15 protein-coding genes are annotated in these 23,383 nt (G+C 66.9%); 4 read left to right on the top strand and 11 right to left on the bottom strand.

Features of this window, described 5'->3' with window-relative positions:
• The first annotated feature begins 3 nt into the window (after positions 1-3).
• From AC07PZ_RS30645 to AC07PZ_RS30630, 4 genes are read left to right on the top strand one after another with little or no spacing between them, the layout of a single operon-like run.
• On the top strand, positions 4-507 hold the full coding sequence (locus AC07PZ_RS30645; RefSeq protein WP_495298963.1) for a TadE/TadG family type IV pilus assembly protein: 504 nt from the start codon (positions 4-6) through the stop codon (positions 505-507).
• The gene (locus tag AC07PZ_RS30640; protein ID WP_495298962.1) at positions 504-953 is read left to right on the top strand and encodes a TadE/TadG family type IV pilus assembly protein; all 450 of its coding nucleotides are present in this window, start codon (positions 504-506) and stop codon (positions 951-953) included. The genes AC07PZ_RS30645 and AC07PZ_RS30640 overlap by 4 nt, the downstream gene beginning before the upstream one ends.
• Before the next feature lie 11 nt (positions 954-964).
• Positions 965-3,037, top strand: a complete 2,073-nt coding sequence (locus tag AC07PZ_RS30635) for a TadG family pilus assembly protein (protein WP_495298961.1) — start codon at positions 965-967, stop codon at positions 3,035-3,037.
• A 51-nt stretch (positions 3,038-3,088) separates the two neighbouring features.
• Positions 3,089-4,498: a sigma 54-interacting transcriptional regulator gene (locus tag AC07PZ_RS30630; RefSeq protein ID WP_495298960.1), complete on the top strand. Its 1,410-nt coding sequence runs from the start codon at positions 3,089-3,091 to the stop codon at positions 4,496-4,498.
• Between the two features lie 33 nt (positions 4,499-4,531).
• On the opposite strand, the gene AC07PZ_RS30625 is transcribed toward AC07PZ_RS30630, so the two are convergent.
• The 11 genes from AC07PZ_RS30625 to AC07PZ_RS30575 form a co-directional block, all read right to left on the bottom strand.
• Complete coding sequence (locus AC07PZ_RS30625; RefSeq protein ID WP_495298959.1) at positions 4,532-4,978, bottom strand: hypothetical protein; 447 nt, start codon at positions 4,976-4,978, stop codon at positions 4,532-4,534.
• A gap of 105 nt (positions 4,979-5,083) precedes the next feature.
• Positions 5,084-6,616, bottom strand: a complete 1,533-nt coding sequence (locus AC07PZ_RS30620; RefSeq protein WP_495298958.1) for a TolC family protein — start codon at positions 6,614-6,616, stop codon at positions 5,084-5,086.
• A 56-nt stretch (positions 6,617-6,672) separates the two neighbouring features.
• Complete coding sequence (locus tag AC07PZ_RS30615; RefSeq protein WP_495298957.1) at positions 6,673-8,016, bottom strand: HlyD family type I secretion periplasmic adaptor subunit; 1,344 nt, start codon at positions 8,014-8,016, stop codon at positions 6,673-6,675.
• A gap of 8 nt (positions 8,017-8,024) precedes the next feature.
• Entirely contained in the window at positions 8,025-9,842 is a 1,818-nt protein-coding gene (locus AC07PZ_RS30610) for a peptidase domain-containing ABC transporter (RefSeq protein WP_495298956.1), read from the bottom strand.
• Between the two features lie 174 nt (positions 9,843-10,016).
• Positions 10,017-10,355 carry a hypothetical protein gene (locus AC07PZ_RS30605; RefSeq protein ID WP_495298955.1) on the bottom strand — a complete coding sequence of 113 codons (339 nt, stop codon included), beginning with the start codon at positions 10,353-10,355 and terminating at the stop codon, positions 10,017-10,019.
• Between the two features lie 32 nt (positions 10,356-10,387).
• On the bottom strand, positions 10,388-12,169 hold the full coding sequence (locus AC07PZ_RS30600; protein WP_495298954.1) for a Mur ligase: 1,782 nt from the start codon (positions 12,167-12,169) through the stop codon (positions 10,388-10,390).
• A 92-nt stretch (positions 12,170-12,261) separates the two neighbouring features.
• Positions 12,262-12,783 (bottom strand): OmpA family protein, encoded by a 522-nt coding sequence (locus AC07PZ_RS30595; RefSeq protein WP_495298953.1) that lies wholly within the window; start codon positions 12,781-12,783, stop codon positions 12,262-12,264.
• Positions 12,784-12,851: 68 nt separating this feature from the next.
• On the bottom strand, positions 12,852-17,702 hold the full coding sequence (locus AC07PZ_RS30590; RefSeq protein ID WP_495298952.1) for a hypothetical protein: 4,851 nt from the start codon (positions 17,700-17,702) through the stop codon (positions 12,852-12,854).
• A gap of 421 nt (positions 17,703-18,123) precedes the next feature.
• Positions 18,124-19,929: a Mur ligase gene (locus AC07PZ_RS30585; protein WP_495298951.1), complete on the bottom strand. Its 1,806-nt coding sequence runs from the start codon at positions 19,927-19,929 to the stop codon at positions 18,124-18,126.
• Complete coding sequence (locus AC07PZ_RS30580; protein ID WP_495298950.1) at positions 19,920-20,543, bottom strand: OmpA family protein; 624 nt, start codon at positions 20,541-20,543, stop codon at positions 19,920-19,922. Before AC07PZ_RS30580 ends, AC07PZ_RS30585 begins: the two co-directional genes overlap by 10 nt.
• Before the next feature lie 70 nt (positions 20,544-20,613).
• On the bottom strand, positions 20,614-23,169 hold the full coding sequence (locus tag AC07PZ_RS30575) for a hypothetical protein (protein ID WP_495298949.1): 2,556 nt from the start codon (positions 23,167-23,169) through the stop codon (positions 20,614-20,616).
• Positions 23,170-23,383: the final 214 nt, after the last annotated feature.

Genomic DNA, 23,383 nt, shown 5'->3' with positions numbered 1-23,383 from the left:
TCGATGAATGCCGTGCTGCCCGATCGACTGCGCCGACAACTGCGCCAGCGTGGCGCGTATGCGGTCGAGTACGCCATCGTGTTCCCGATCTTCTTCGTCGTGCTCTATTCCATCATCAGCTACGGAATCATCTTTGCTGTCCGATTGGGCATGCAGAACGCCGCAGAAGACGGCGCGCGGGCCGGACTGCGCTACTGCGGCACCCAACTGGCTTGCCGCCGCACGGCCGCCAGTCAGGAAGCCCAGGATCGAATGACGTGGCTGGCCAATGCGACCGTCACGGCAAAGACATGCCTGATTGGCGTGGACTGCCCCGTCGGAACGACCCCCACATGCGGCTCCACGTTGGCACAGCGCTGCCAGATCATCGTCACCGTGGAATACGACTATGCAACGCATCCCCTGGCGCCGCCGTTGCCGGTCCTGGGCATGCTGTTCCCCGACAAGATCCAAGGCCGCGCGAGTGTCCTTCTCGTGGACGGGCGTGTCGGGGGAAGCGCGTCGTGAGCCAGGTCGCCGCCATGAACATCAGGCATTCGCAACGTGGCATTGCCGCCATCGAATTTGCATTGGTTTTCTCGATGCTTCTTCTGTTTCTCTACGGCATCGTGACATTCGGGTCGGTGCTTTACACGCAGCAGGCGGTATCGCGCTCCGCAGAGGATGGCGCGCGAGCGTTGACCTCGTTCAATGGACCGCTGACCGCTTCGGCGATATCGGACGTCACGGGTGTGGTCTATGACTCGTTGTCGACGTCGCTTGTAGGGCCGGCTGCAACGCTCGGCTCGCAAGCACAGCGCAAGGCCTGGCTTCAGAGCAATCTCAATGTTTTCATCGATCCATCGACGGGTATCGTGCGCGTGACCTACCCCTACAGCCAAAGCCGGATCCTCAATTTTTCCGAGGCCTGGGTGCCAACCAATATCGTCGGCAGCGCCAGGATTGCACTCTAGGAGGCGCTCTCATGACACCCCATCGCAGCCCGCGGCGCGTCGAACGCGGTTCGATCATCGTGAACGTCGCCATCTCGCTCAGCCTGATCGTCATCCTCCTGATCGGGTCCGAACTAGGCTATCTGTTCTTTCTGAAGCGCGAGTTGCAGAAGACCGCGGACCTGGCGGCGCTGGCCGGCGCCACCAGCCTCACGATCAACAATTGCGGCGCCGCCCGCACCGGCGCAAAGACCAACGCAAATGCCAGCACCATCGGGAACATGCCATCGGGCTTGGCGCCTCTGACAGATAACGAAGTGGCATGCGGAACCTGGACCTCGGCCGGAACGGGCACCAGTGCGGCCAGTCGCTTCACTGTCGCGACGAGCAACCTGAATGCCGTGCAGGTCGCGTTCTCGCGTACACCTGATTCGCTGCTCGCGTTCTTCACCGGCAACCGGACGATCAGCGTCCATGCGGTTGCAGCCAAGGCATTGCCCGCAGCCTCCCTGAGCATCCGCAGCACATTGATCACCATCGACCAGTCCAGGTCGGATCTGTTGAATGCCGTGGTGGGCGGCCTGCTTGGCGGCAGCATCAATCCCCCGATCGCGATCGGAGGATGGCAGGGCCTCGTCAACACGAACGTCAGCCTGCTCGACCTGCTGGTGCAGTTGGGCGCGTCGGCCGGTACCTACGACTCGGTCCTGCAGACCAATCTCACGGTCAAGCAGTTGATCGATGCAACCCTCGCGGTGGCACAAAGGAACGGCAGCACCGCGACAGCCGCCATCACGGCGTTGCAGAGTCTCAGCACGGCGGCCAACGTCGCCGGTCTGCCGCAGATCAAGCTGGGCACCCTCCTGGGCGTCGCCACGGGGACGCCAAGTACCGGACTCGACCTGGATCTCCAGGTCTTTCAGTTGATCCAGGGCTCTGTACAACTGGCCAACGGAAGCAGCGCGGTGGCCGCGACGATTCCGATCACGGTCCCCGGCGTGGCGGGCGTCACTGCCCAGGTCAAGGTGATCGAGAAGCCGCAGATTTCGGCAATCGGCAATCCGGATCTCATCACGCCCTCGCTTGGCACATCCGACCCGAACAAGATCTATGTCCGGACTGCACAGGTCCGCACGCTGTTCACATTCAATCTGAGCGGCTTGACCAATGTCGTGAGCCAGCTCACCAATATCGTGTCTTCGACCGCCAATGCGATCACGCCCGTGACGAATTTTCTTTCGAGCGTGACTTCGCTGAATCTGACCAACCTGGTGCCATCGCTGGTGGGCATCGTTGCTTGCGGCATCGTGCTGACACCCGACTGCGCGGCGTCCAAAGTCACCTATGTCTCGGTGCTTCCGAGTTCCACACTGAATCTCGCCATCGATTCGGCGGCCGGTTCTGCCTATGTCACGGGCAGCAGCTGTAGCGGAGACGGAAGCACAAAATCCCTGACGGCCAACGCCAGCACGAGCGTAGGAGACCTGCGGATTGGCACGATCACCAACGCGTTCTCGTCTTCCAACCCGATTACCGTCAATCCGATCTCCGTGGTGGAGATCGGCTATCAGGAGTCGCGGTACGACTCCTGTCTGCTCTCCTTGATCTGCTCCGGACAGAAATGGAAGAACGCCTCGGGCACTTTCGTGACCGGCCAGACCAACGGCGTGAAGACCGTGGTGGCGGGGCTTGGCCTGAAGGTGGACTCGCCGATCGCTGCGTCCAGCAAGACCCTCACATTCACGGCACCGGTGGCGGCGAATCTGCCTGAGATCGATGCAGCGCCCTACAGCGGCAGCGGGAGCGATCCGTCCTATCAATCGGTCACGAGCACGTCACTGGTCACGAGTCTCTCGTCCACACTGGGCGGCATCGAGCTGCAGCCGTATGGCAGCACCAGCACGGCGCTCGGTTCCCTGCTGATCGGAACGATCTCGCTGATCAACAGCCTGATCTCCTCCCTGCAAGGCATCATCAACACGGCCCTCGCTCCGCTGCTCAACCCGGCAATCAACACCCTGCTCGACGCGCTCGGCGCCGATCTGGCCAAGAGCGACGTCGGTGCGCGCCTGTCCTGCAGCAGAGGCGTCGAACTCGTCTACTGACCCGCGCTTCCAGCACGCCACAACCCCATTGCCCCCGCATCCATTTCCCGCATGAGCCCCCCCATCACCTTCGACGAACTCGACCTCTACGTCTGGGAAGGCAAAGCCGACATCCTCGAGCGCATCCAGCGCTGCATGTCGAGCTTCGACGTCGATGTCATTCGCGCCGACGGTCTGCCGCCCGAACAGGACCGCACGTCCGCGCGCGCCTCGCTGGCCGTCATCAGCGTGTCCGTCATCGAGAGCGGCGAAGCGCCCGTCACGACGGAACAGCTTCAGGGCATGCCGGTCATCTGGGTCGCCGCGTCGTCGCGCGAGCGCGACTCCAGGACCTATCCGCCCGAATACCTGCACGTGCTGCCCTTCGACTTCACCGGCGCCGAGCTGCGCACGATGGTCGCCAAACTTGTGCGCCAGTTGCGGGCGCGCGCCGCGCAGCCCGAGAAGAGCGACACGCTGATCGCCCATTCGCCGGCCATGAAGGCGCTGCTGGCCGAAGTGGCGGCGTTTGCCGACTGCGACCACAACGTGATGATTCGCGGTGAGACCGGTGTCGGCAAGGAACGCATCGCCGGGCTGCTGCACCGCGGCCACCAGACCTACGGCAAGGGCCCGTTCGTGCCGGTCAACTGCGGCGCCATTCCGGACGGACTGTTCGAGTCGCTCTTCTTCGGCCATGCCAAGGGATCGTTCACCGGTGCGATGAATGCTCATCGCGGCTATTTCGAGCAGGCATCGAGCGGCACGCTGTTTCTCGACGAGATCGGCGACCTGCCTCGCTACCAGCAGGTCAAGCTGCTGCGCGTACTCGAAGACAACTCGGTCACGCGGCTGGGTTCGACCACGCCGGTTCGGCTCGACTTCCGGCTGGTGGCGGCCACCAACCGCAACCTGCGCGAGATGGTGGCGAGCGGCGAGTTCCGGGCCGACCTGTTCTACCGCCTGGCGGTGATCGAACTCAACATCCCGAATCTCGAAGAGCGCGGCGTGGACGACAAGATCGCGATCTTCAAGGCCATCCTCACCGACGTGATGAAGGGCCAGGAGGACGTGGTCGCCGACCTGCCCTACTGGCTGACCGATGCGATCTCCGAGATGTACTTTCCCGGCAACGTGCGGCAGTTGCGCAATCTGGCGGAGCGCGTGGCGGTCATCATCGGCCAGCTGGGCGCATGGGACCAGCCGCTGATCCAGCGCGCCATGGCGCTGATGCGGGGCACCACGCCCGCAGTCACCGGCATGGCGACGCCCGACGCGCGCGGCGGCATTGCGGTGGATGGCGGCGAACGCAAGAACTGGAACAGCTCGGAGCGCAACAAGATCATCGCGGCACTCGAGGCCAACAGCTGGAAGCGCCAGGACACCGCGCAGCACCTCGGCATCAGCCGCAAGGTGCTTTGGGAAAAGATGCGCAAGTACCAGATCTTCGACAACGAGCCGGGCATTCCCGAAGACGCCTGAAGCGCCCCGCTGCGTCGGCTCCCGGCTTTCGGGTCAGCGTCCGCCGGCCAGCATGAAGGTCGACAGGACCGCCGCGGCCTGCTTCATGTGGTCGAACTCGCTCACGCTGAGCGATCGGATCTCGGTGTCGAAGTGGCACAGGCTGCCGAAGGGTTTGCCGTCGGTGTCGAGCAGCGGCACACCGTGGTAGCTCAGGATTCGGCCCTGCGCGATGTGGCCGTCGAGCCGCTTGTCGCAGCCCGTGTTCTCGGTGCAGAAATAGCCGTCGCGTATCACGTATTGGCAGAAGCTGTGCCCGAGGTCGATATTGAGAAGACGCAGGATCGGCGGGCCACCGTCCTTGTCGATCAATACTTCGCATCGCAGCATGTCGTCATCGAAACGATTGGCAGCCGTAAAGCGGTGCAACACACGCGCGCTCAGAACCTCCAGCGCACTCTGGATGCCGCCCGTCATCAAGGCGTCGTTGAATTTCTTCATTGGCGTCGGTATGTATCGATGTTGCACCCCTCTGCAACGCTTGGCCGCAAGAGAACGATGACATCGAAATCTGGGGACGATCCCCTAGCCTGACGCCAACTTAGCTCAGTTCCTGGACAGGGAGGAAGCCTTCCGGAGTATCAAGCCATTGCCAGGTGCGACCGCTTGCAACACCGCCTCGTCGCGGCAGGTCGATGCGCCGACCAGGCACGGCGTCTCCAGAAGGCTCTCGTCCGTCAGCGGTGGGCGCTGCGCGGCCGTGATCACGCTGTCGATCCAGGTGTTGGCATCGTCGCGCGCCACCAGCAGGCGGCCGGTCGTGCGCGCCAGGCGGAATTCGCTGATGCGCAGGTCGAACACCGCATCGACATAGTCGAGCAGCAGCGTGTAGTACTCCACCTGCGCATCGAGCACGAAGGGCAGCGTCTCGCGGCCGAACTCCAGCAGCCGGCGGCGGCCACGGAAAGCCTGTCCCGATTCGCTCACCGCATTGAGCAGCTGCTTCTCGCGCTCGCGGCCCGAGACGCTCCGGCTCCACGAAGCCGACGTGAGCTCCGACAGATTGAGGCGCACGCCCTCCAGGGCGGCTTCCTGGTTGGTGACTTCGGCACTCGCACTCTTGATGCGCAGCGACTGCTCGAAGCCATTGCCGAAGGCCCAGTTGAGTTCGAAGGCCGCACGCGAGGGCTCCGATGGCGACACGCCGCGCGGGTCCTTGGTCTTGACGAGCACCGCATCCAGCGTCGGGTAGATGCTGGCTTCCGCCTGGTCGAGCAGCGCCTTGGCACGGTCGACGCGGCCGCGCGCTTCGCCGATCTCGGTGCTCCGGTCTTCGGCCTGCGCCAGCGCATCGGACTGCGAACGCGGCTGCCAGCCGATCGGCACCGCCAGCACCGGCAGCCGATCGATCACGGGCACGAACTTGAAGTACGTCTGGAACTTGGCCAGCGCCTCGCCGCGCTGCGCGTCGAAGTCCGACTCCTTGGCCGCAATGCCGGCGCGCCGTGACGTGGCCATCTGCAGATCGCTCTGGCCCGTCGCACCCAGCGCGACGCGGCGCTGCTCGGCCTTGGCGAGCTCGTCCAGCACCTCGGTCGACTTGCGCGCGATCTGCTTCTTCAGGTCGTAGCGCTGCAACTGAAGGTAGGCCGTCAGCGCATCCAGCACGACCTTCTGCGAGGTCGTCTTGACCGCTTCGATCTGCGCCTGGCTGCCGAGCTCGGCGGCCCGTGTGCGCGCGCTCATCGCTCCGCCGTCGATCAGGCTCATGCGCGCACTGGCGGTAATGAGCTGGTAGCTCTGAGAGGACGTGCCTTCCTGCCCGCTGTTGTAGGTGCCGCTCGCGGTGCCGACGTTGAATCGCGGAAAGCGCTGCCGGTCGGCGGCCTCGACTTCGAAGCCGCGGGTGTCTGCGGCGGCCTGCGCAGCCTGCACCTCGGGGTGCTCCTGCGACACCTGGACCAGCGCGCCCTTCACGCGCGCGGCGTAGCTCATCGCGCCCAGCGTGCGGGTCGACAGGCCGCGCGTCAACCGCAACGGCGGCAGCGGCGCGGCGTCGGTTGCCGCTGCATCGACGGCCACTGCATCGACGGCGTCCTGGGCATGGACCAGGCCGGGCATCGTGCAGGTCAAAAGCATGGCCGCAGCCAACGCCACCGGTCCCAAGCGGCCGGGCAAAGGCAATCGATCGAAACTCATGGTTCCCTGAAGGCCTCGCGGCTGATCTTGAGCACCGGTCGCAGCATGTACCAGATGAAGGGGTCCTTGCCGACGATCAGGTCGACCTCGGCTTCCATGCCGGCGGTGATGCGGTTCTCGGCCCGGCCGACATGGTTGGACTCGGTGCTCACCAGCAGGCGGTAGTACGGGGCCGATGTCGGCGAGGACGGGTCGCGGTCGGCATCGGCCGCGACCAGCGTCACCTTGCCTTCGACCGCGCCGTAGCGCAGGAAGTCATAGGCCGTGACCTTCACGCGCGCCTTCTGCCCGGGATGCACGAAGCCGCGGTCGTTCGGGCTCAGCTTGGCTTCGACCAGGATGGTGTCCTCGTCCGGCACGATCTCCATGATCGACTCGCCTGGCTTCACGACCCAGCCCGGAGCGGAACTGCGCAATCCCTTCACGATGCCGTCCGACGGCGCCTTCACCACCGTGCGCGAGCGTTGCGTGCGGGCACGCGACAGGTCCTCGTTCAGGCTGGCCAGCGCACGCTCCACGGTCGCCAGCTCGTCCGACGCACGACGCCGGTAGCGTCCCTCGGCCTCGGCCATCTTGGCCTGCGACTCGGCGATGGCGCCGTTGGCCGAAATCGCCATCTGCCGCGCGACGGCGAGGTCGCTGCGCACGGCCTCCATCTGGCGGCGCTTTTCCAGCACCTCGACCTGGCCGATCAGCTTCTCGCTGAGCAACTGCTCGGAGATCTCCTGCTCCTTCTGCATCAGCACCAGCCGGTCCTGCAGGCCGGCGATCTTCGCCTGCTGCTCCAGCTGCTTGCTTCGCGCCTGCTCCAGCTCGGACACGGCGCCGGCCATCACGCCGCGCTGCTCGAGCGAGCGCGCCGCGAAGGCGCCGGATTCGCCCTGGTAGACCGCCTCGTCGATGTCCTTGTCGAAGGACGCACGCGTCAGCGCCTCGCCGCGGCTCTCGGCCTGCAGGCGGCGGCGCGTGGCCACGGTGGCGGCATGGCGCGCGGTGAGCTCTTCCAGGTTCAGGCCGCTGCCGCCGAGATCGATCTCGACCAGCGACTGGCCCTGCCGCACCCTGTCGCCCTCCTTCACCAGCACGGCACTCACGATGCCGCCTTCCAGATGCTGGATCGACTTGACGCGGTCGGACGGAATCACGCGGCCCTGCGACACCACGACCGTCTCCATGGGAAAGCTCAAGGCCACCACGGCGAGAACCAGTGCGACCGCACCGATGATCCATTGGCGCCGGCTCGGCCCGGATGGCGGCGGGCCGGACGTGTCGGCGCGCCGCGTCGGGTCGCGCTCGTTCTGAAGCACCCGCGGCAGATCCTGTTTCGCGAAAACTTGCATCGATCGCCTCAGACCAAGGAAGAAGTGTCGGCCGCTTCGGCCTCGAGGGCCGCCTGCGTCGCACCGATGGGCACGGCCTTCTTCACGCCGAACAGGCGCGGCACCATCTCGGCGGCCGAGCCCTGCTGCACGTCGCCGTTGCCGGTGACGTGATAGACCTGCGTTGCCGCCGAAACGATCCGCAACGAGTGCGTGACGACGATCACGGTGCGCGTGCGCGCCACGGCCAGCAACGTGGCCAGCAGTTGCCGCTCGCTCTGGAAGTCGAGGTCGTTGCTGGGCTCGTCGAGCATCAGCACCGACGGCTTGCGCAGGAAGCTCAACGCAAGCGCCAGCTTGCGCCGCTCACCCACCGACAGGCCGGTGCCGCCTTCGCCGATCTCGGTGCGGTAGCCGCTCGGCAGGCGCGAGATGAACTCGTGCGCGCCCGCCAGCCGGCAGGCCGCGAGGATCTGTTCGTCGCTCTGCCCGGGCGCCGCGCGACGCAGCGTGTCGACCAGTTCGCCGCCGAACCAGTAGACCTCCTGCGACAGATAGCTGATCCAGCGCGCCAGCTCTTCGCGAGCGAACTGGGACACGTCGTATTCGCCGATGCTGATGACACCGGCCGATGGCGCATAGAGCCCGGCGATCAGCTTGACCAGCGTCGACTTGCCGGCACCGTTGCGCCCCACGATCACGTGCAGGCCGCCAGGGCCGATGTCGAGGTCGACACGCTCCAGCACCGGCCGCCCGCCCTCGGCGAAGCTGAAGGACACATCGCGCAGCTTGATGTGGCCCTGCGGCTGCGGCAGGTCGACGTCGCCGGGCGACTTCTCGACCGGTTCGGACAGCACCTTCTCGAGGCGGCTCGCGGCCTCGGACGCGGTGGCCAGCGCACGCCAGTTGGACGCGAGCCCGGCGATGGGTTGCAGCGCCTTGATGGCCAGCATGTTCGACGCCACCAGGCCGCCCACCGTCATCCATTGCTGCATGACCGACACCGCGCCGACCGTGATGACCAGCACCGAGAAGATCGTGAGCAGCACCGTGGTCGCGTCGCGCGAGGTCTCGATCTCGCCGTTCTTGCGGAAGCTCTCGGCCAGCCAGTTGTTGTACGTCTCGCGCCACATCTGGATGGTCGGCGCATCGTTGGCCTGGCTCTTGAGCGTTTCGCGCGCCTGGCAGATCTCGGCCGTCATGCGCTCGAGGCTGCGGCCCCGATGGATTTCCTCGACGCGGCCCGCACGCACCTCGTCGGCCCACCACCAGGCGAGGAAGGAAATGATCGCGAGGAAGCCGACCACCACCGGCAATACAGGCAGCGCGACGATGCCGATCACGATCAACGCGAAGACCGCCATCGGCAGGTCGAAGATCGAGGTCGTCAGGCCACCGGTCACCGTGCCGCGCACGGAACCCACGTCGCGGAAGAAGAGGAACCAGGCCGATGCCGGACGGGCTTCCAGTGCGCGCAGCGGCCGGTTGAGCATGGAGCCGAGCAGTGCACCCGACACGCGATGGTCGATGGCCGCACCCGCGTCGCGCAGCAGCCGCGATCGCCGCGTCCGCAACCAGAACTCGATCACCAGAAAGGTCAGGATGCCGCAGACCAGCACATACAGCGTGGACGTGCCGCTTCGGTAGATCACGCGGTCGTACACCTGCAGAAGGAAGATGGATGGCAACAGGCCGAACAGGCTGATGGGAATGGAACCCCATGCGGCACTGCGGATCAGCGGATACGCCGCTCCGAAGGCTTCACGCAACGCACCTGCGTAAGGACTTGCATGGGGGTCGGCCGGCACATCGGCGACCAATTGCTTGGGCAGGAGGAATTTGAGCATCGAGTAAGCGCCATTCACTGCCCATCCCATGGGCCCGTATTGGCAATTGTCACGTATTCGTTACGCCGAAGACCTCTTGTTTCCCCTGTGTCGACGCGCTTCTTTGTAACGTTGACAGAGGCAGGAGACCTAAAGTTTTAACAATGAATAGAAGCTCCGGATTAACTGTTGCAATTACGCACGCCCACCGTGCCGAGCACATGGAACGAACACGGCCGAATAGACGTCGCGCACCTTCTTCTGAAGACTCGATGCGCCATCGACGGCCATCTGTGCAGGAGATGGACGGGTGCCGCGCAACCGGGGCGACGACTGGCCTGCATCGCAGCTGTGCGGCGACTCCTGTGCAATGACCAGCGCGAGATGGGCGCACAACAACATGAGCACGACCCACACGACCATGAAGCGCAGCGCGCCCGTCCATCGGCTGCGCGGCATGTCGTCCTGCTGCAGTGAGGTACCGGCCATGCCGCTCATGCCGTTGGCGCTGCTGATGCCATCCATGCTGCTCATATCGCTCATCCCGTTCATGCAAGTCATGCCATTCATGCGGCTGGCGCCGACAACATCCGTTGCGCCGTGCCCGTGCCCATCACGGGCGGCTCGTTCGCCTCGCTCGACGTGTCCGGCGCGAAGCCAACAGCCGCGGTGGCCGCGGCCCTCGCCTTGAGCAGCCTGTGATAGCCCACGTACCCCGACAGGTAGTGCTCCACATCGTCGATGCGCACCCTGAACGACTGGTGCCGGATGAAGAACGAGCCCTCGATCGCATGCGGGTTCTTGAAGTACATCGCCATCTCCGGCCAGAAGAACCCATTGAGCAGGTACCCCGCACGGTGCTCCAGCGCACGGTCGAACTTCTCCTGGTCCACCATCTTCAGCAGGTGCGCCAGCTCCGGCATCTGCCGCAGCCGCCCGATCATCTGGTTGGCCGCCAGCATCAGCTCCAGCAGGGTCGGGAAGGTCGTCTTGCGATCCAGCACGAAGTCCAGGTGGTCCACCACGTTGAGCAGGCCGAAGCGGAAGTACTTCTCCTGCGGGCGCCACCGCGTCAGCTCGTTGACGCAGTAGCTCAGCCAGTGGTCGTGCGCACGCCAGTGTTCGTTGGCGATGAAGTACCCGAAGGCCTTCTCCACCGCCGCGATCCACCGTGCGTCGCGCGTGAGCCCGTACAGCCGCATCAGCGCGAAGGCGGCCTCTCCGTCGTAGTAGACGATGCGCGAGGCCTGCTTGAGCGACAGGTCTCTCGCGTCGAGCACGTGGTCGAAGCGGCCGTTCTCGTGCTGCATCCACACGATGCCCAGGGCCAGTTTCTCCAGGAGCGGTTGCCAGCGCCGCGTCTCCTGCTTGTCGAGCGTGTCCATCGCTTCGCAGTACTTCACCAACGCCAGCACGCACACCGCGTTGCCCCCGAGCTTGATTTCTTCTCCGCTGTCCACGAGGAAGGCCAGTTCATGGCCTGCGGGCATCGGGTAGGTGCGGATGAGGGTGTGGCTCAGGTGGTCGATGGCGCGGTCGATGGCCGCCTTCAGCGCCGGCTCGCGCGTGAGTTCCCAGGCCTCGATCATCGCGTACAGCGTGCTGGCGTGGCGCAGGGTGTTGTAGGTGGCGATGGGCCGGTCGAAGCACGGGAAGTAGCCGTAGATGAAGAGCCCGCCGGGCTTGACCTGGCGCGCGAGGAAGGACGAGGCGCTGCGCACCAGGCCCAGCACGTCGTCGGCTTGCAGTGTTTCGATCTCGCGCCGGCCCGCGTTCAGGCCGCTGCCGCCCAGCGGGTGCAGCACGCCGTCGCTCTTGCAGAACACGCCGCGCGTGGACAGCAGGTAGGCCGGGCCGGCCGGCGGTACGTCGATGGCCACGTCCGCTCCGAAGCGCTGGCGCGCGTAGGTGCGGAAGTTCTTGAGGTTGACGACCGCGTGTTCGATGGTGGCGCCCGCGTAGAGCATGGCGTTGGCGTTGAGCTCTTGTTCGGTGAACGCGATGCGCAGGCCTTCGTCCAGGGCCAGGCCCAGGCGGAAGTAGTTGCGCTTGGTGAGCGCGAGTTGTTCGACCAGGCGCTCCCAGCTCACCGCCCTCGCCCCTTCGACCCAGTCCACGCGCAGCCAGGGTGCGCTCAGCGAGGCGCCCTTCATCCAGTCCTTGAGGGCGGCGACGCCTTCGTCCCATGCGCTGCGCAGGTCCGCTCCGCTCGCATGCACGACGTGGGCGCGCTGCGTGCCGTCGCTCACCGAGAAGAACAGCGCGTAGGCCGGGTACGGCGCGGGCAGTGCCGCGCATTCGGCGCTCAGGTGCTCGAAGCAGGCACGCAGCTGTTCACTCAAGGCCATCGACGGGCTCCACGTGGGCGGGGTTCGCAAGGGCGCTGGCGGCAAGGTCGCCGAGGACGGGGACGCGGGGGCAAGGGAACATCGCGGCTCTGTCAGCGGTAGTTGAATTCGACCCGGCGGTTGAGCTGGTAGCCCTGCTCGGTCTTCTCCAGCGAGGCGGGCTTCTCCGCGCCCCAGCTGACCGGGTCGATCTGGCTGTCGGAGACGCCCAGCAGCACCAGCGCCTGGCGCACCGCCTCCGAGCGGCGCTGGCCCAGCGCGAGGTTGTATTCGCGCCCGCCCCGCACGTCGGTGTTGCCTTCGAGGTTGACCTTGCTGTTGCGCCGCGACTTCAGGTAGTTGGCGTGGGCCTCGACCACGCTGCGGTATTCGGGCTTGACCTGCGACTTGTCGAAGTCGAAGTAGATGATGCGCGCCACACCGGTAGGCCCGGCGTTGTCGGCTGCGGCCAGCGGTGCGGGCTGCACGGGTGCAACGCGCGATGTCGCTTCCTTGTTGGAGTAGTAGTAGGTCGCCTTGTCGCTGCCGTCCTTGCCCGTCGTGCCGCAGCCCGCAAGGACCGCCGCCGCAACCGCCGCCGTCGTCAGCACGACCCACGGGTTCCTGTTCTTCATGGTGCTTCCTTTGAGAGAGTGAGGGGGACGCAGGCTCCGAAGAGCCCGCGTCCGATCAATGAAGCGCTTCAGCCCAGCACGCCATGCAGCAGGTTGTGCACCGGGCTGGTCTGCACACCGGTGCCAGCGGCGGCCGTGTCGACCGTGCTGGTGACCGACGTCAGGATGCCGGAGCCCAGCAGGTCGGTCACTGGCGACAGCACGCTGCCTGCACTGCCACCCGAGCCGGTGCCACCCGTGGCGCCGGAGAGCAGATCGGTCACCGGCGTCAGGATGGAGCCGGCCGAACCGGTGCCACTCGTGATGCTGGACACCAGATCGGTCACCGGGGTCAGGATCGCACCCGTGGAACCCGTGCCGCTCGTCAGGCTGGACACCAGATCGGTGACCGGTGCCAGCAACTCGCCCGTGCCGCCGACACCGCCGGTCCCACCGGTCAGGCTCGACACCAGATCGGTCACGGGGGCCAGCAGGTCGCCCGTGCCACCGGTACCGCTGCCCAGGCTCGACAGCAGATCCGTCACCGGTGCCAGCAGGTCGCCCGTACCGCCAGTGCCACTGCCAAGGCCCGACAACAGATCGGTCACCGGCGCCAGCAGGTCACCCGTTCCACCGTGACCACTGCCCAGGCCCGACAGCAGGTCGGTCACCGGGGCCAGCAAGTCGCCGGTACCGCCGGTGCCATTGCCCAGGCTCGACAAGAGATCGGTCACAGGTGCCAACAGGTCGCCCGTGCCACCGGTACCACCGCCCAGGCCCGACAGCAGATCGGTCACGGGGGCCAAGGCGTCGCCGCTCAGGAGATGGCCGCTCAGCAGATCGGTCACGGGAGCCAGCAAGTCGCCGGTGCCGCCCGTACCGCCCGTGAGGCCCGACAGCAGATCGGTGACCGGAGCCAACGCATCGCCGCCGAGCAAGTCGCCACCCAGCAGGTCCGTCACCGGTGCCAGCAGGTCGCCCGCACCGCCCGAACCTCCGCCGAGACCCGACAGCAGGTCGGTGATCGGTGCCAGCGCGTCGCCACCGAGCAGGCTGCCACCCAGCAGATCGCCACCGAGCAGGTCCGTGACGGGTGCCAGCAGGTCGCCACCCAACAGGTTGCCACCCAGCAGGTCGCCGCCGAGAAGACCCGTCACCGGTGCCAGCAGATCTCCACCCAACAGGTTTCCACCCAGCAGATCGCCGCCGAGCAGGTCGCCGCCCAGCAGATGGGCCACGCCATCGGTGAGGTAGTCCACCTGGGTGTTCACGAGACCCACCAGGCCGTCCGTCGCACCTGCGCCCAGCAGTTGGTCGACGACCGGGCTCAGCAGGCCGCCCACGCCGTCCGTCACGCTGGACACCACGCTGTCCACCGGATCAAGCATGTTCGGATTGTTCGGCATGAAGCTGTCGCCGAAGATCGGTGCCAGCACGCCATCGAGCCCGTCCGTCACGCCATCGACCAGCGTCGGGACCGGGGCCAGGATGCCGCCGAGGCCGAGATCGCCGAGCACGCCGTGGTCGAGACCCGCCACCACATCGGTGACGGCGGTGTCGGTCGGGTCGAGCAGTGCCGTGCCGTTGCCGCCACCGGTGCCGCCGCCGAACACGTTGCCGAGCAGATCGGTGATGGGTGCCAGCGCATCGCCGCCGGACAGTCCGCCACCCAGCAGATCGGTCACCGGTGCCAGCAGATCACCGCCGAGCAGGTTGCCGCCCAAGGCGCTGCCGTCGAGCAATCCGGCCACGCCGTCGGTCACGTAGTCGACCTGGGTGGTGACCTGGCTCAGCACCGCGCTGGTGGCGCCGGTTCCGAGCAGTTGATCGACCACCGGCGCCAGTGCGTCGGAGAGCGGCGCCGAGATGTCGCCGACCAGGTCATCGACCGGGTCCAGCGCGTTCGGGCTGTTGGCATTGAAGCCGTCGCCGAGCACGGGTGCGAGCACGCCGTCCAGCAGATCGGTCACGCCGTCCACGCCCGTGGCCACCGGCGCCAGTGTCTCGCCCAGGCCCAGGTCGGCCAGCACGCCGCTGTCGAGGCCGTTGGTGACCGTGCCGACCACGCCGTCGACCGGATCGAGCAGCGCCGATCCGCTGCCGCCGCCACCGCCCGTGCCCAGCAGGCCGTCGAGCAGATCGGTGAGCGGAGCCAGCGCGTCGCCACCCAGGGCACCGCCGCCGAGCAGGCCGGCCGCGCCATCGGTCAGGTAGTCGACCTGCGTGATGACTTCGTCCAGCACGGCACCGGTGGCGCCTGCGCCAAGCAGCGGATCGAGCACCGGCGACAGCGTGTCGCTCAGCGGCGCCGCGACTTCGCTGAGCAGGTCGTCGACCGGGTCGAGTGCGTTGGCATTGCCCGGGTCGAAGCCTTCGCCCAGCACCGGAGCGAGCACGCCGTCGAGCAGGTCCGTCACGCCGTCGACGCCATCGGCCACCGGGGCCAGCGTTCCACCCAAGCCGAGGTCCGCCAGCGCGCCGTTGTCGAGGCCAGCGACCACGGTGTCCACGACGCCGTCGACCGGGTCGAGCAGCGCAGCCGAGCCGTTGTCACCGCCACCCGCGCCGAGCAGGCCGTCGAGCAGATCGGTCACCGGTGCCAGCGCACCGCCACCGAGTGCGCTGCCATCGAGCAGGCCGGCGACGCCGTCGGTGAGGTAGTCCACCTGCGTCGTCACGGCACCCAGCACGGCATCGGTTGCGCCAGCGCCGAGCAGTTGGTCCACGACCGGCGACAGGCCGTCGGCCAGCGGCGCGGTGATCTGGCCCACGAGGTCGTCGACCGGGTCCAGCCCGTTCGCGTTGCCGCTGTCGAAGCCGCCGCCGAGGATCGGGGCGAGAACGCCGTCGAGCGTGTCGGTGACGCCATCGACCGCTTCGGCCACCGGGGTCAGCGTGCCGCCCAGGCCGAGATCGCCCAGCACGCCGCTGTCGAGTCCGGAGACCACCGTGCCCACCACGCCATCGACCGGATCGAGCAGCGCAGCCGGACCGTTGTCCGCGCCGGTGCCGAGCAGGCCGTCGAGCAGGTCGGTCACGGGTGCCAGCACGTCGCCACCCAATGCGTCGCCATTGAGCAAGCCGGCGACGCCGTCGGTGAGGTAGTCCACCTGCGTCGTCACGGCACCCAGCAAGGCGTCGGTTGCGCCGGCACCGAGCAGTTGGTCCACGACCGGTGCCAGGGCATCGCCCAGCGGTGCCGTGATCTGGCCGACGACATCGTCGATCGGGTCGAGCTGGTTCGGGTCGTTGGGCGTGAAATCGCCACCGAGCACCGGTGCCAGCACGCCGTCGAGCAGGTCCGTGGTGCTGTCGGCCAGCTGCGTCACCGGCGCGAGCGTACCGCCCAGGCCCAGGTCTCCGAGCACGCCGCTGTCGAGGCCCGACACCACGGTACCGACGACCGTGTCGACCGGCGCGAGCAGCCCGTCACCCGTGCCGCCACCGCCGCCGCCGATGCCACCCAGCAGGCCGCCGAGCGTGTTGCCGAGCAGGGTCGAGAGGCCATCGGTCAGGTAGTCGACCTGGGTGTTGAGCGGGTCGATGATGCCCGCCGTCGTGCCTGCGCCGAGGATGCCGTCGATGACCGGTCCGAGCAGGTCGGCCAGGCCGTCCGTGATGGTGGCGACGGTGTCGTCGAGCGGGTCGAGTTCGTTCGGGTTGTTCGGATCGAATTCGCTGCCGACCAGCGGCGCCAGCAGGTCTTCCAGCGCACCGGTCAGACCGTCGACCGCACCCACTGCCGGGCCGAGCGTGCCGCCGAGGCCGAGACCATCGAGCACGGAGTTGTCGAGTGTGTTGATCAGGTCGGCGACGAGTTGTTGAGCGGGGTCGAGCAGGGCGTCTGCATCGGCATCTGCATCTGCATCTGCATCTGCGTCGGCGTCGGCGTCGGCGTCAGCATCAGCGTCGGCATCCGCGTCGGCATCGGCATCGGCATCGGCATCGGCATCGGCGTCAGCGTCCGCATCGGCATCGGCGTCTGCATCCGCGTCGGCATCGGCATCGGCGTCTGCATCCGCGTCGGCATCGGCATCGGCATCGGCATCGGCATCGGCATCGGCATCGGCGTCTGCATCCGCGTCGGCATCGGCATCGGCATCGGCATCGGCATCGGCATCAGCATCAGCATCGGCATCAGCATCAGCATCAGCATCGGCATCAGCATCAGCATCCGCATCCGCATCCGCATCCGCATCCGCATCAGCGTCCGCATCGGCATCGGCATCGGCATCGGCATCGGCATCAGCATCAGCATCAGCATCCGCATCCGCATCAGCATCAGCATCGGCATCGGCATCGGCATCAGCGTCTGCATCACCGTCCTCGCCATTCGGCGGCGTCACCGGCGTGGTCGTGCTGCCACTGTTGTGGTCATGCCCGTTGTTCAATGCCGCGCCGAGTGCCAGCGCACCCAGGGCGCCGAGCGCGAACTCGCCCAGACCGATGCCACCGGCGCCCGCGGCAACCTTCTTGGTCACGGCCAGTGCAGCGGCATCGGCATCGCCGCCCGTTGCGACGACGAGGTCACCGGAGGCCAGGTCGACGTCGACCTGCTCGAGGCCGCCAGGCAGCTTGGTGGTTGCGATGGTGGCGTCGGTGCCGCCGGTGAAGGTGCCGGCCAGTGGCGCATTGTTGCCAGCCGAACCCGGGAAAGAGACCGCCGCATGGCCATCATCGGGAACCATCACGCGGTCGCCGGCCATGAGCGTCTGGGTGCCTTCGACGGGGATGCGAACCCCGTCTCGCATGATCGCCACGCCGGGCGTCGCGTCGGACAACGTACCGACGCCCCCCGCCGCGGAGATGGGCGCCGGACCCGCAGGTACCGAGGCGGCAGCGATCGGCATAGCCGTCGCACCCGTGTTGGCCTGCGCGAGAACGACAGGCGTAACTCCGCTTGCCGGAGAAAGATCAGAAGCTGATTGGTTGACTGTCATGGCACCCTCTTGAACAAAAAGATGCATTTCGTTGCGCAACATGCGTGCCGCAATTGGCACGTGTTTTTCAACCGGTCGATACGCCTGCGCAAGCTCTTGATATGAAAGGATTTTTTCGATCCCTTAAGTACAAACCCGAGGCTTCTGATGCGCTTAAATGTTCCGATTCAAGAGGGCTCGTTACGTTACGAATCCTGTCACTTACATGGGAACACGCGACGTTTCAAAGCGGCCTTTGAAGTGCGTGAACGCAAGGCGAGTCATGCAGCAGCCGGACCGCGCGATGAGCCCCATGAACGGCACGCCACGCGCCGTTGCGCAACGCGTTTGCGCAGGCAGGGACATGGCACCGCATGACGATGCGGGCTGCCACGTTCCGACCGGAAACCCAAGGAGAAGAAGAAAGGCCTAAGAGAAAGGCCTAAGGGCGAAGAGATGCCGGTGTCTTCATGCCCGCGGCTTGCGTGGCCTGGCCATGAAGCGGCGACGCTGGCGTGATGGCCAGGGCGCGATGAGTGGCACGGTCCGACGCGAAGCCAACAGCCGCAGTGGCCGCGGCCCTCGCCTTGAGCAGCCTGTGATAGCCCACGTACCCCGACAGGTAGTGCTCCACATCGTCGATGCGCACCCTGAACGACTGGTGCCGGATGAAGAACGAGCCCTCGATCGCATGCGGGTTCTTGAAGTACATCGCCATCTCCGGCCAGAAGAACCCATTGAGCAGGTACCCCGCACGGTGCTCCAGCGCACGGTCGAACTTCTCCTGGTCCACCATCTTCAGCAGGTGCGCCAGCTCCGGCATCTGCCGCAGCCGCCCGATCATCTGGTTGGCCGCCAGCATCAGCTCCAGCAGGGTCGGGAAGGTCGTCTTGCGATCCAGCACGAAGTCCAGGTGGTCCACCACGTTGAGCAGGCCGAAGCGGAAGTACTTCTCCTGCGGGCGCCACCGCGTCAGCTCGTTGACGCAGTAGCTCAGCCAGTGGTCGTGCGCACGCCAGTGTTCGTTGGCGATGAAGTACCCGAAGGCCTTCTCCACCGCCGCGATCCACCGTGCGTCGCGCGTGAGCCCGTACAGCCGCATCAGCGCGAAGGCGGCCTCTCCGTCGTAGTAGACGATGCGCGAGGCCTGCTTGAGCGACAGGTCTCTCGCGTCGAGCACGTGGTCGAAGCGGCCGTTCTCGTGCTGCATCCACACGATGCCCAGGGCCAGTTTCTCCAGGAGCGGTTGCCAGCGCCGCGTCTCCTGCTTGTCGAGCGTGTCCATCGCTTCGCAGTACTTCACCAACGCCAGCACGCACACCGCGTTGCCCCCGAGCTTGATTTCTTCTCCGCTGTCCACGAGGAAGGCCAGTTCATGGCCTGCGGGCATCGGGTAGGTGCGGATGAGGGTGTGGCTCAGGTGGTCGATGGCGCGGTCGATGGCCGCCTTCAGCGCCGGCTCGCGCGTGAGTTCCCAGGCCTCGATCATCGCGTACAGCGTGCTGGCGTGGCGCAGGGTGTTGTAGGTGGCGATGGGCCGGTCGAAGCACGGGAAGTAGCCGTAGATGAAGAGCCCGCCGGGCTTGACCTGGCGCGCGAGGAAGGACGAGGCGCTGCGCACCAGGCCCAGCACGTCGTCGGCTTGCAGTGTTTCGATCTCGCGCCGGCCCGCGTTCAGGCCGCTGCCGCCCAGCGGGTGCAGCACGCCGTCGCTCTTGCAGAACACGCCGCGCGTGGACAGCAGGTAGGCCGGGCCGGCCGGCGGTACGTCGATGGCCACGTCCGCTCCGAAGCGCTGGCGCGCGTAGGTGCGGAAGTTCTTGAGGTTGACGACCGCGTGTTCGATGGTGGCGCCCGCGTAGAGCATGGCGTTGGCGTTGAGCTCTTGTTCGGTGAACGCGATGCGCAGGCCTTCGTCCAGGGCCAGGCCCAGGCGGAAGTAGTTGCGCTTGGTGAGCGCGAGTTGTTCGACCAGGCGCTCCCAGCTCACCGCCCTCGCCCCTTCGACCCAGTCCACGCGCAGCCAGGGTGCGCTCAGCGAGGCGCCCTTCATCCAGTCCTTGAGGGCGGCGACGCCTTCGTCCCATGCGCTGCGCAGGTCCGCTCCGCTCGCATGCACGACGTGGGCGCGCTGCGTGCCGTCGCTCACCGAGAAGAACAGCGCGTAGGCCGGGTACGGCGCGGGCAGTGCCGCGCATTCGGCGCTCAGGTGCTCGAAGCAGGCACGCAGCTGTTCACTCAAGGCCATCGACGGGCTCCACGTGGGCGGGGTTCGCAAGGGCGCTGGCGGCAAGGTCGCCGAGGACGGGGACGCGGGGGCAAGGGAACATCGCGGCTCTGTCGGCGGTAGTTGAATTCGACCCGGCGGTTGAGCTGGTAGCCCTGCTCGGTCTTCTCCAGCGAGGCGGGCTTCTCCGCGCCCCAGCTGACCGGGTCGATCTGGCTGTCGGAGACGCCCAGCAGCACCAGCGCCTGGCGCACCGCCTCCGAGCGGCGCTGGCCCAGCGCGAGGTTGTATTCGCGCCCGCCCCGCACGTCGGTGTTGCCTTCGAGGTTGACCTTGCTGTTGCGCCGCGACTTCAGGTAGTTGGCGTGGGCCTCGACCACGCTGCGGTATTCGGGCTTGACCTGCGACTTGTCGAAGTCGAAGTAGATGATGCGCGCCACACCGGTAGGCCCGGCGTTGTCGGCTGCGGCCAGCGGTGCGGGCTGCACGGGTGCAACGCGCGATGTCGCTTCCTTGTTGGAGTAGTAGTAGGTCGCCTTGTCGCTGCCGTCCTTGCCCGTCGTGCCGCAGCCCGCAAGGACCGCCGCCGCAACCGCCGCCGTCGTCAGCACGACCCACGGGTTCCTGTTCTTCATGGTGCTTCCTTTGAGAGAGTGAGGGGGACGCAGGCTCCGAAGAGCCCGCGTCCTGTCCATCGGCACGACCTCAAGCCAGCGCGCTGTGAAGCAGATTGGCCAGCGGGTTCACCGGCGTGGCCGCCGTGGACGCCGCGGCCGTGTCGACGGTGCTGCTCACAGGCGTCAGCAGGCCGCCGTTGAGCAAGTCCGTCACCGGTGTCAGAACACTGGCTGGTGAACCCGTGCCGCCGGTCAGTCCCGACAGCAGGTTGGTGACCGGGGCCAACAGCTCGCTCGTACCGCCGACACCGCCGGTGCTACCGGTCAAGCTCGATACCAGATCGGTCACTGGCGTCAGCAGGTCGCCCGCTCCGCCGGTACCGCCGCCCAGCCCAGACAGCAGATCCGTCACCGGCGCCAGCAGGTCACCCGTTCCGCCAGTGCCACTGCCCAGCCCCGACAGCAGATCCGTCACTGGTGCCAGCAGGTCGCCCGCTCCGCCGGTACCACCACCCAGCCCTGACAGCAGATCCGTCACTGGCGCCAGCAGGTCGCCGGTTCCACCGGTGCCGCCACCCAACCCAGACAGCAGATCCGTCACCGGCGCCAGCAGGTCGCCCGCTCCACCGGTACCGCCACCCAGCCCTGACAGCAGATCCGTCACCGGTGCCAACGCATCGCCGCCCAGCAGATTGCCGAGAGGCAAGCCGCCGCCGGACGAGGCGCCGTCCAGCAGATGGGCCACGCCGTCGGTGAGGTAGTCGACCTGCGCGTTCACCGCACCCAGCAGATCGCTGGTCGCGCCCGATCCGAGCAATGGGTCCACCACCGGACTCAACAGGCCGCCCGCACCATCGGTCACGGTGGTCACCACGCTGTCCACCGGGTCGAGCACGTTCGGGCTGTTCGGAGCAAAGCTGTCGCCGAGCAACGGTGCCAGCGCGCCGTCGAGCGCGTCGGTGACGCCGTGCACGGCGTCGGCCACGGGCGCCAGCGTCTCGCCGAGGCCGAGGTCGCCCAGCACGCCGTGGTCGAGCCCGTCGACCACGCCCGACACCAGCGCATCCGCGGGATCGAGCAGCGCGGTAGAACCGCTGTCTCCGCCACCGCCGCCAACACCGCCGACACTGCCCAACAGGCCGTCCAGCAGATCGGTCACCGGCGCCAGGACGTCACCCCCGAGCAGATCGCCGCCCGCAAGGCCACCACCCAGAAGATCGCCGTTCAGCAGACCCGCCACGCCGTCGGTAAGGTAGTCGACCTGCGTATCGAGCAGGCCGATGACAGACGCCGTGGCACCGGTACCCAGCAGGCCGTCCACCACGGGCGCGAGGACGTCGCCCAACGGCGCCGTCACCTGCCCGACCAGCGTATCGACCGGGTCCAGCATGTTGGGGTTGTTCGGCGTGAAGTCGCCACCCAGGACCGGCGAGAGCACGCCGTCGACCAGGCCCGTCACACCATCGACCGCGTCGACCACCGGCGCCAGCGTGCCGCCCAGACCCAGGTCCGCCAGAACGCCGCTGTCCAGTCCAGCCACGGCGCCGGCCACCAGCGTATCGGCCGGGGCGAGCAGGGTGTCACCCGTTCCACCGCCGCTGCCGACGCCACCGTCCACGCCGCCCAGCAGCCCACCCAGGATGCCGCCCAGACTGCCCTGCAGCAGCGTCGATACGCCGTCGGTCAGGTAGTCGACCTGCAGCGTCAGCGGGTCCAGCAGGCCACTGGTCACGCCCTGGCCAAGAATGCCGTCGATGACCGGGCTGAGCAGCTGACTGAGGCTGTCGATGATCGACGCGACAGCCGCATCCGCCGGATCGAATTCGTTCGGGTTGTTCGAATTGAAATCCTCGCCCAGCAACGGCGCGACCAGCTGGTTCAGCGTGTCGGTGAGACCGTCCACCGCAGCGACGGCCGGCGCCAACGTCCCGCCCAGACCCAGATCGCCCAGCAGGCTGTTGTCCAGCGAGTCGATGAGGTTGGCCACCAACTGATCGGCCGGATTGAGCAGCGCGTCCGATGCGGGCGGCGGCGGAGGCGGAGGCGGAGGCGGAGGCGGAGGCGGTGGCGGTGGCGGTGGCGGAGGCGGAGGCGGAGGGGGCGGAGGCGGAGGGACGGGGTCGTCCTGATCCGCGTCGGCGTCCGCATCGGCATCTGCGTCCGCATCGGCATCCGCGTCTGCATCCGAGTCATCGTCGTGCAGGGCATAGCCGATGGCTGCCGCGCCCAGCGCGCCCAGAAGGAATTCGCCAAGACCGATACCGCCGCCCGCAGGCGCGCTCTTCTTGACGGCGAGTGCCGCGGCATCCGCATCGGGATCGCCGCCACTCACGATCAAGTCGCCCGAAGCAACGTCGACATCGACCTGTTGCAGCCCGCCAGGCAGCTTGGTGGTGGAAATAGTGGCGTCCGTGCCGCCGGTGAAGGTACCGGCCAGCGGTGCCTTGTTGCCCGCGGAGCCCGGAAACGAGACGGCTGCCTGGCCGCCGTCCGGAACGATCACGCGGTCGCCGGCCATCAGCGCCTGCGTTCCATCCACCGGGATGCGCACGCCGTCGCGCATGACGGCGACGCCCGGTGTCGCGTCCGACAGCGTGCCGACGCCCTTCACCGCAGCGGGTGCCGCACTCGAGGTGGTGGTCACCTGCGCGACCGGTGTGGACGCAATGCCCGTATTGGCCTGCGCTAATACGACAGGGGTTACCCCCGATGTCGGCGAAAGAACTGAAGCCGATTGATTGACTGCCATTGCACCCTCTTCAACAAAAGATGCATTTCGTTGCGCAACACCCGTGCCGAGCGCGGATTTCGGCGAAATCGTCAATCCAAATAATTAAAAGATCCTTGATTTTGAAGGA

The sequence above is a fragment of the Variovorax sp. GW821-FHT10B04 genome (assembly GCF_059415645.1).
Note: the sequence above shows the minus strand (reverse complement) of the source record. Positions and strands in the feature narration are given on the sequence as shown.

Excerpts from the sequence above, each read along its gene's own strand:
- AC07PZ_RS30645 (WP_495298963.1), top strand. The coding sequence starts at position 4 with ATGAATGCCGTGCTGCCCGATCGACTGCGCCGACAACTGCGCCAGCGT.
- AC07PZ_RS30635 (WP_495298961.1), top strand. The coding sequence starts at position 965 with ATGACACCCCATCGCAGCCCGCGGCGCGTCGAACGCGGTTCGATCATC.
- AC07PZ_RS30630 (WP_495298960.1), top strand. The coding sequence starts at position 3,089 with ATGAGCCCCCCCATCACCTTCGACGAACTCGACCTCTACGTCTGGGAA.
- AC07PZ_RS30625 (WP_495298959.1), bottom strand. The coding sequence starts at position 4,978 with ATGAAGAAATTCAACGACGCCTTGATGACGGGCGGCATCCAGAGTGCG.
- AC07PZ_RS30620 (WP_495298958.1), bottom strand. The coding sequence starts at position 6,616 with ATGCTTTTGACCTGCACGATGCCCGGCCTGGTCCATGCCCAGGACGCC.
- AC07PZ_RS30615 (WP_495298957.1), bottom strand. The coding sequence starts at position 8,016 with ATGCAAGTTTTCGCGAAACAGGATCTGCCGCGGGTGCTTCAGAACGAG.
- AC07PZ_RS30610 (WP_495298956.1), bottom strand. The coding sequence starts at position 9,842 with ATGCTCAAATTCCTCCTGCCCAAGCAATTGGTCGCCGATGTGCCGGCC.
- AC07PZ_RS30605 (WP_495298955.1), bottom strand. The coding sequence starts at position 10,355 with ATGAGCAGCATGGATGGCATCAGCAGCGCCAACGGCATGAGCGGCATG.
- AC07PZ_RS30600 (WP_495298954.1), bottom strand. The coding sequence starts at position 12,169 with ATGGCCTTGAGTGAACAGCTGCGTGCCTGCTTCGAGCACCTGAGCGCC.
- AC07PZ_RS30595 (WP_495298953.1), bottom strand. The coding sequence starts at position 12,783 with ATGAAGAACAGGAACCCGTGGGTCGTGCTGACGACGGCGGCGGTTGCG.
- AC07PZ_RS30590 (WP_495298952.1), bottom strand. The coding sequence starts at position 17,702 with ATGACAGTCAACCAATCAGCTTCTGATCTTTCTCCGGCAAGCGGAGTT.
- AC07PZ_RS30585 (WP_495298951.1), bottom strand. The coding sequence starts at position 19,929 with ATGGCCTTGAGTGAACAGCTGCGTGCCTGCTTCGAGCACCTGAGCGCC.
- AC07PZ_RS30580 (WP_495298950.1), bottom strand. The coding sequence starts at position 20,543 with ATGAAGAACAGGAACCCGTGGGTCGTGCTGACGACGGCGGCGGTTGCG.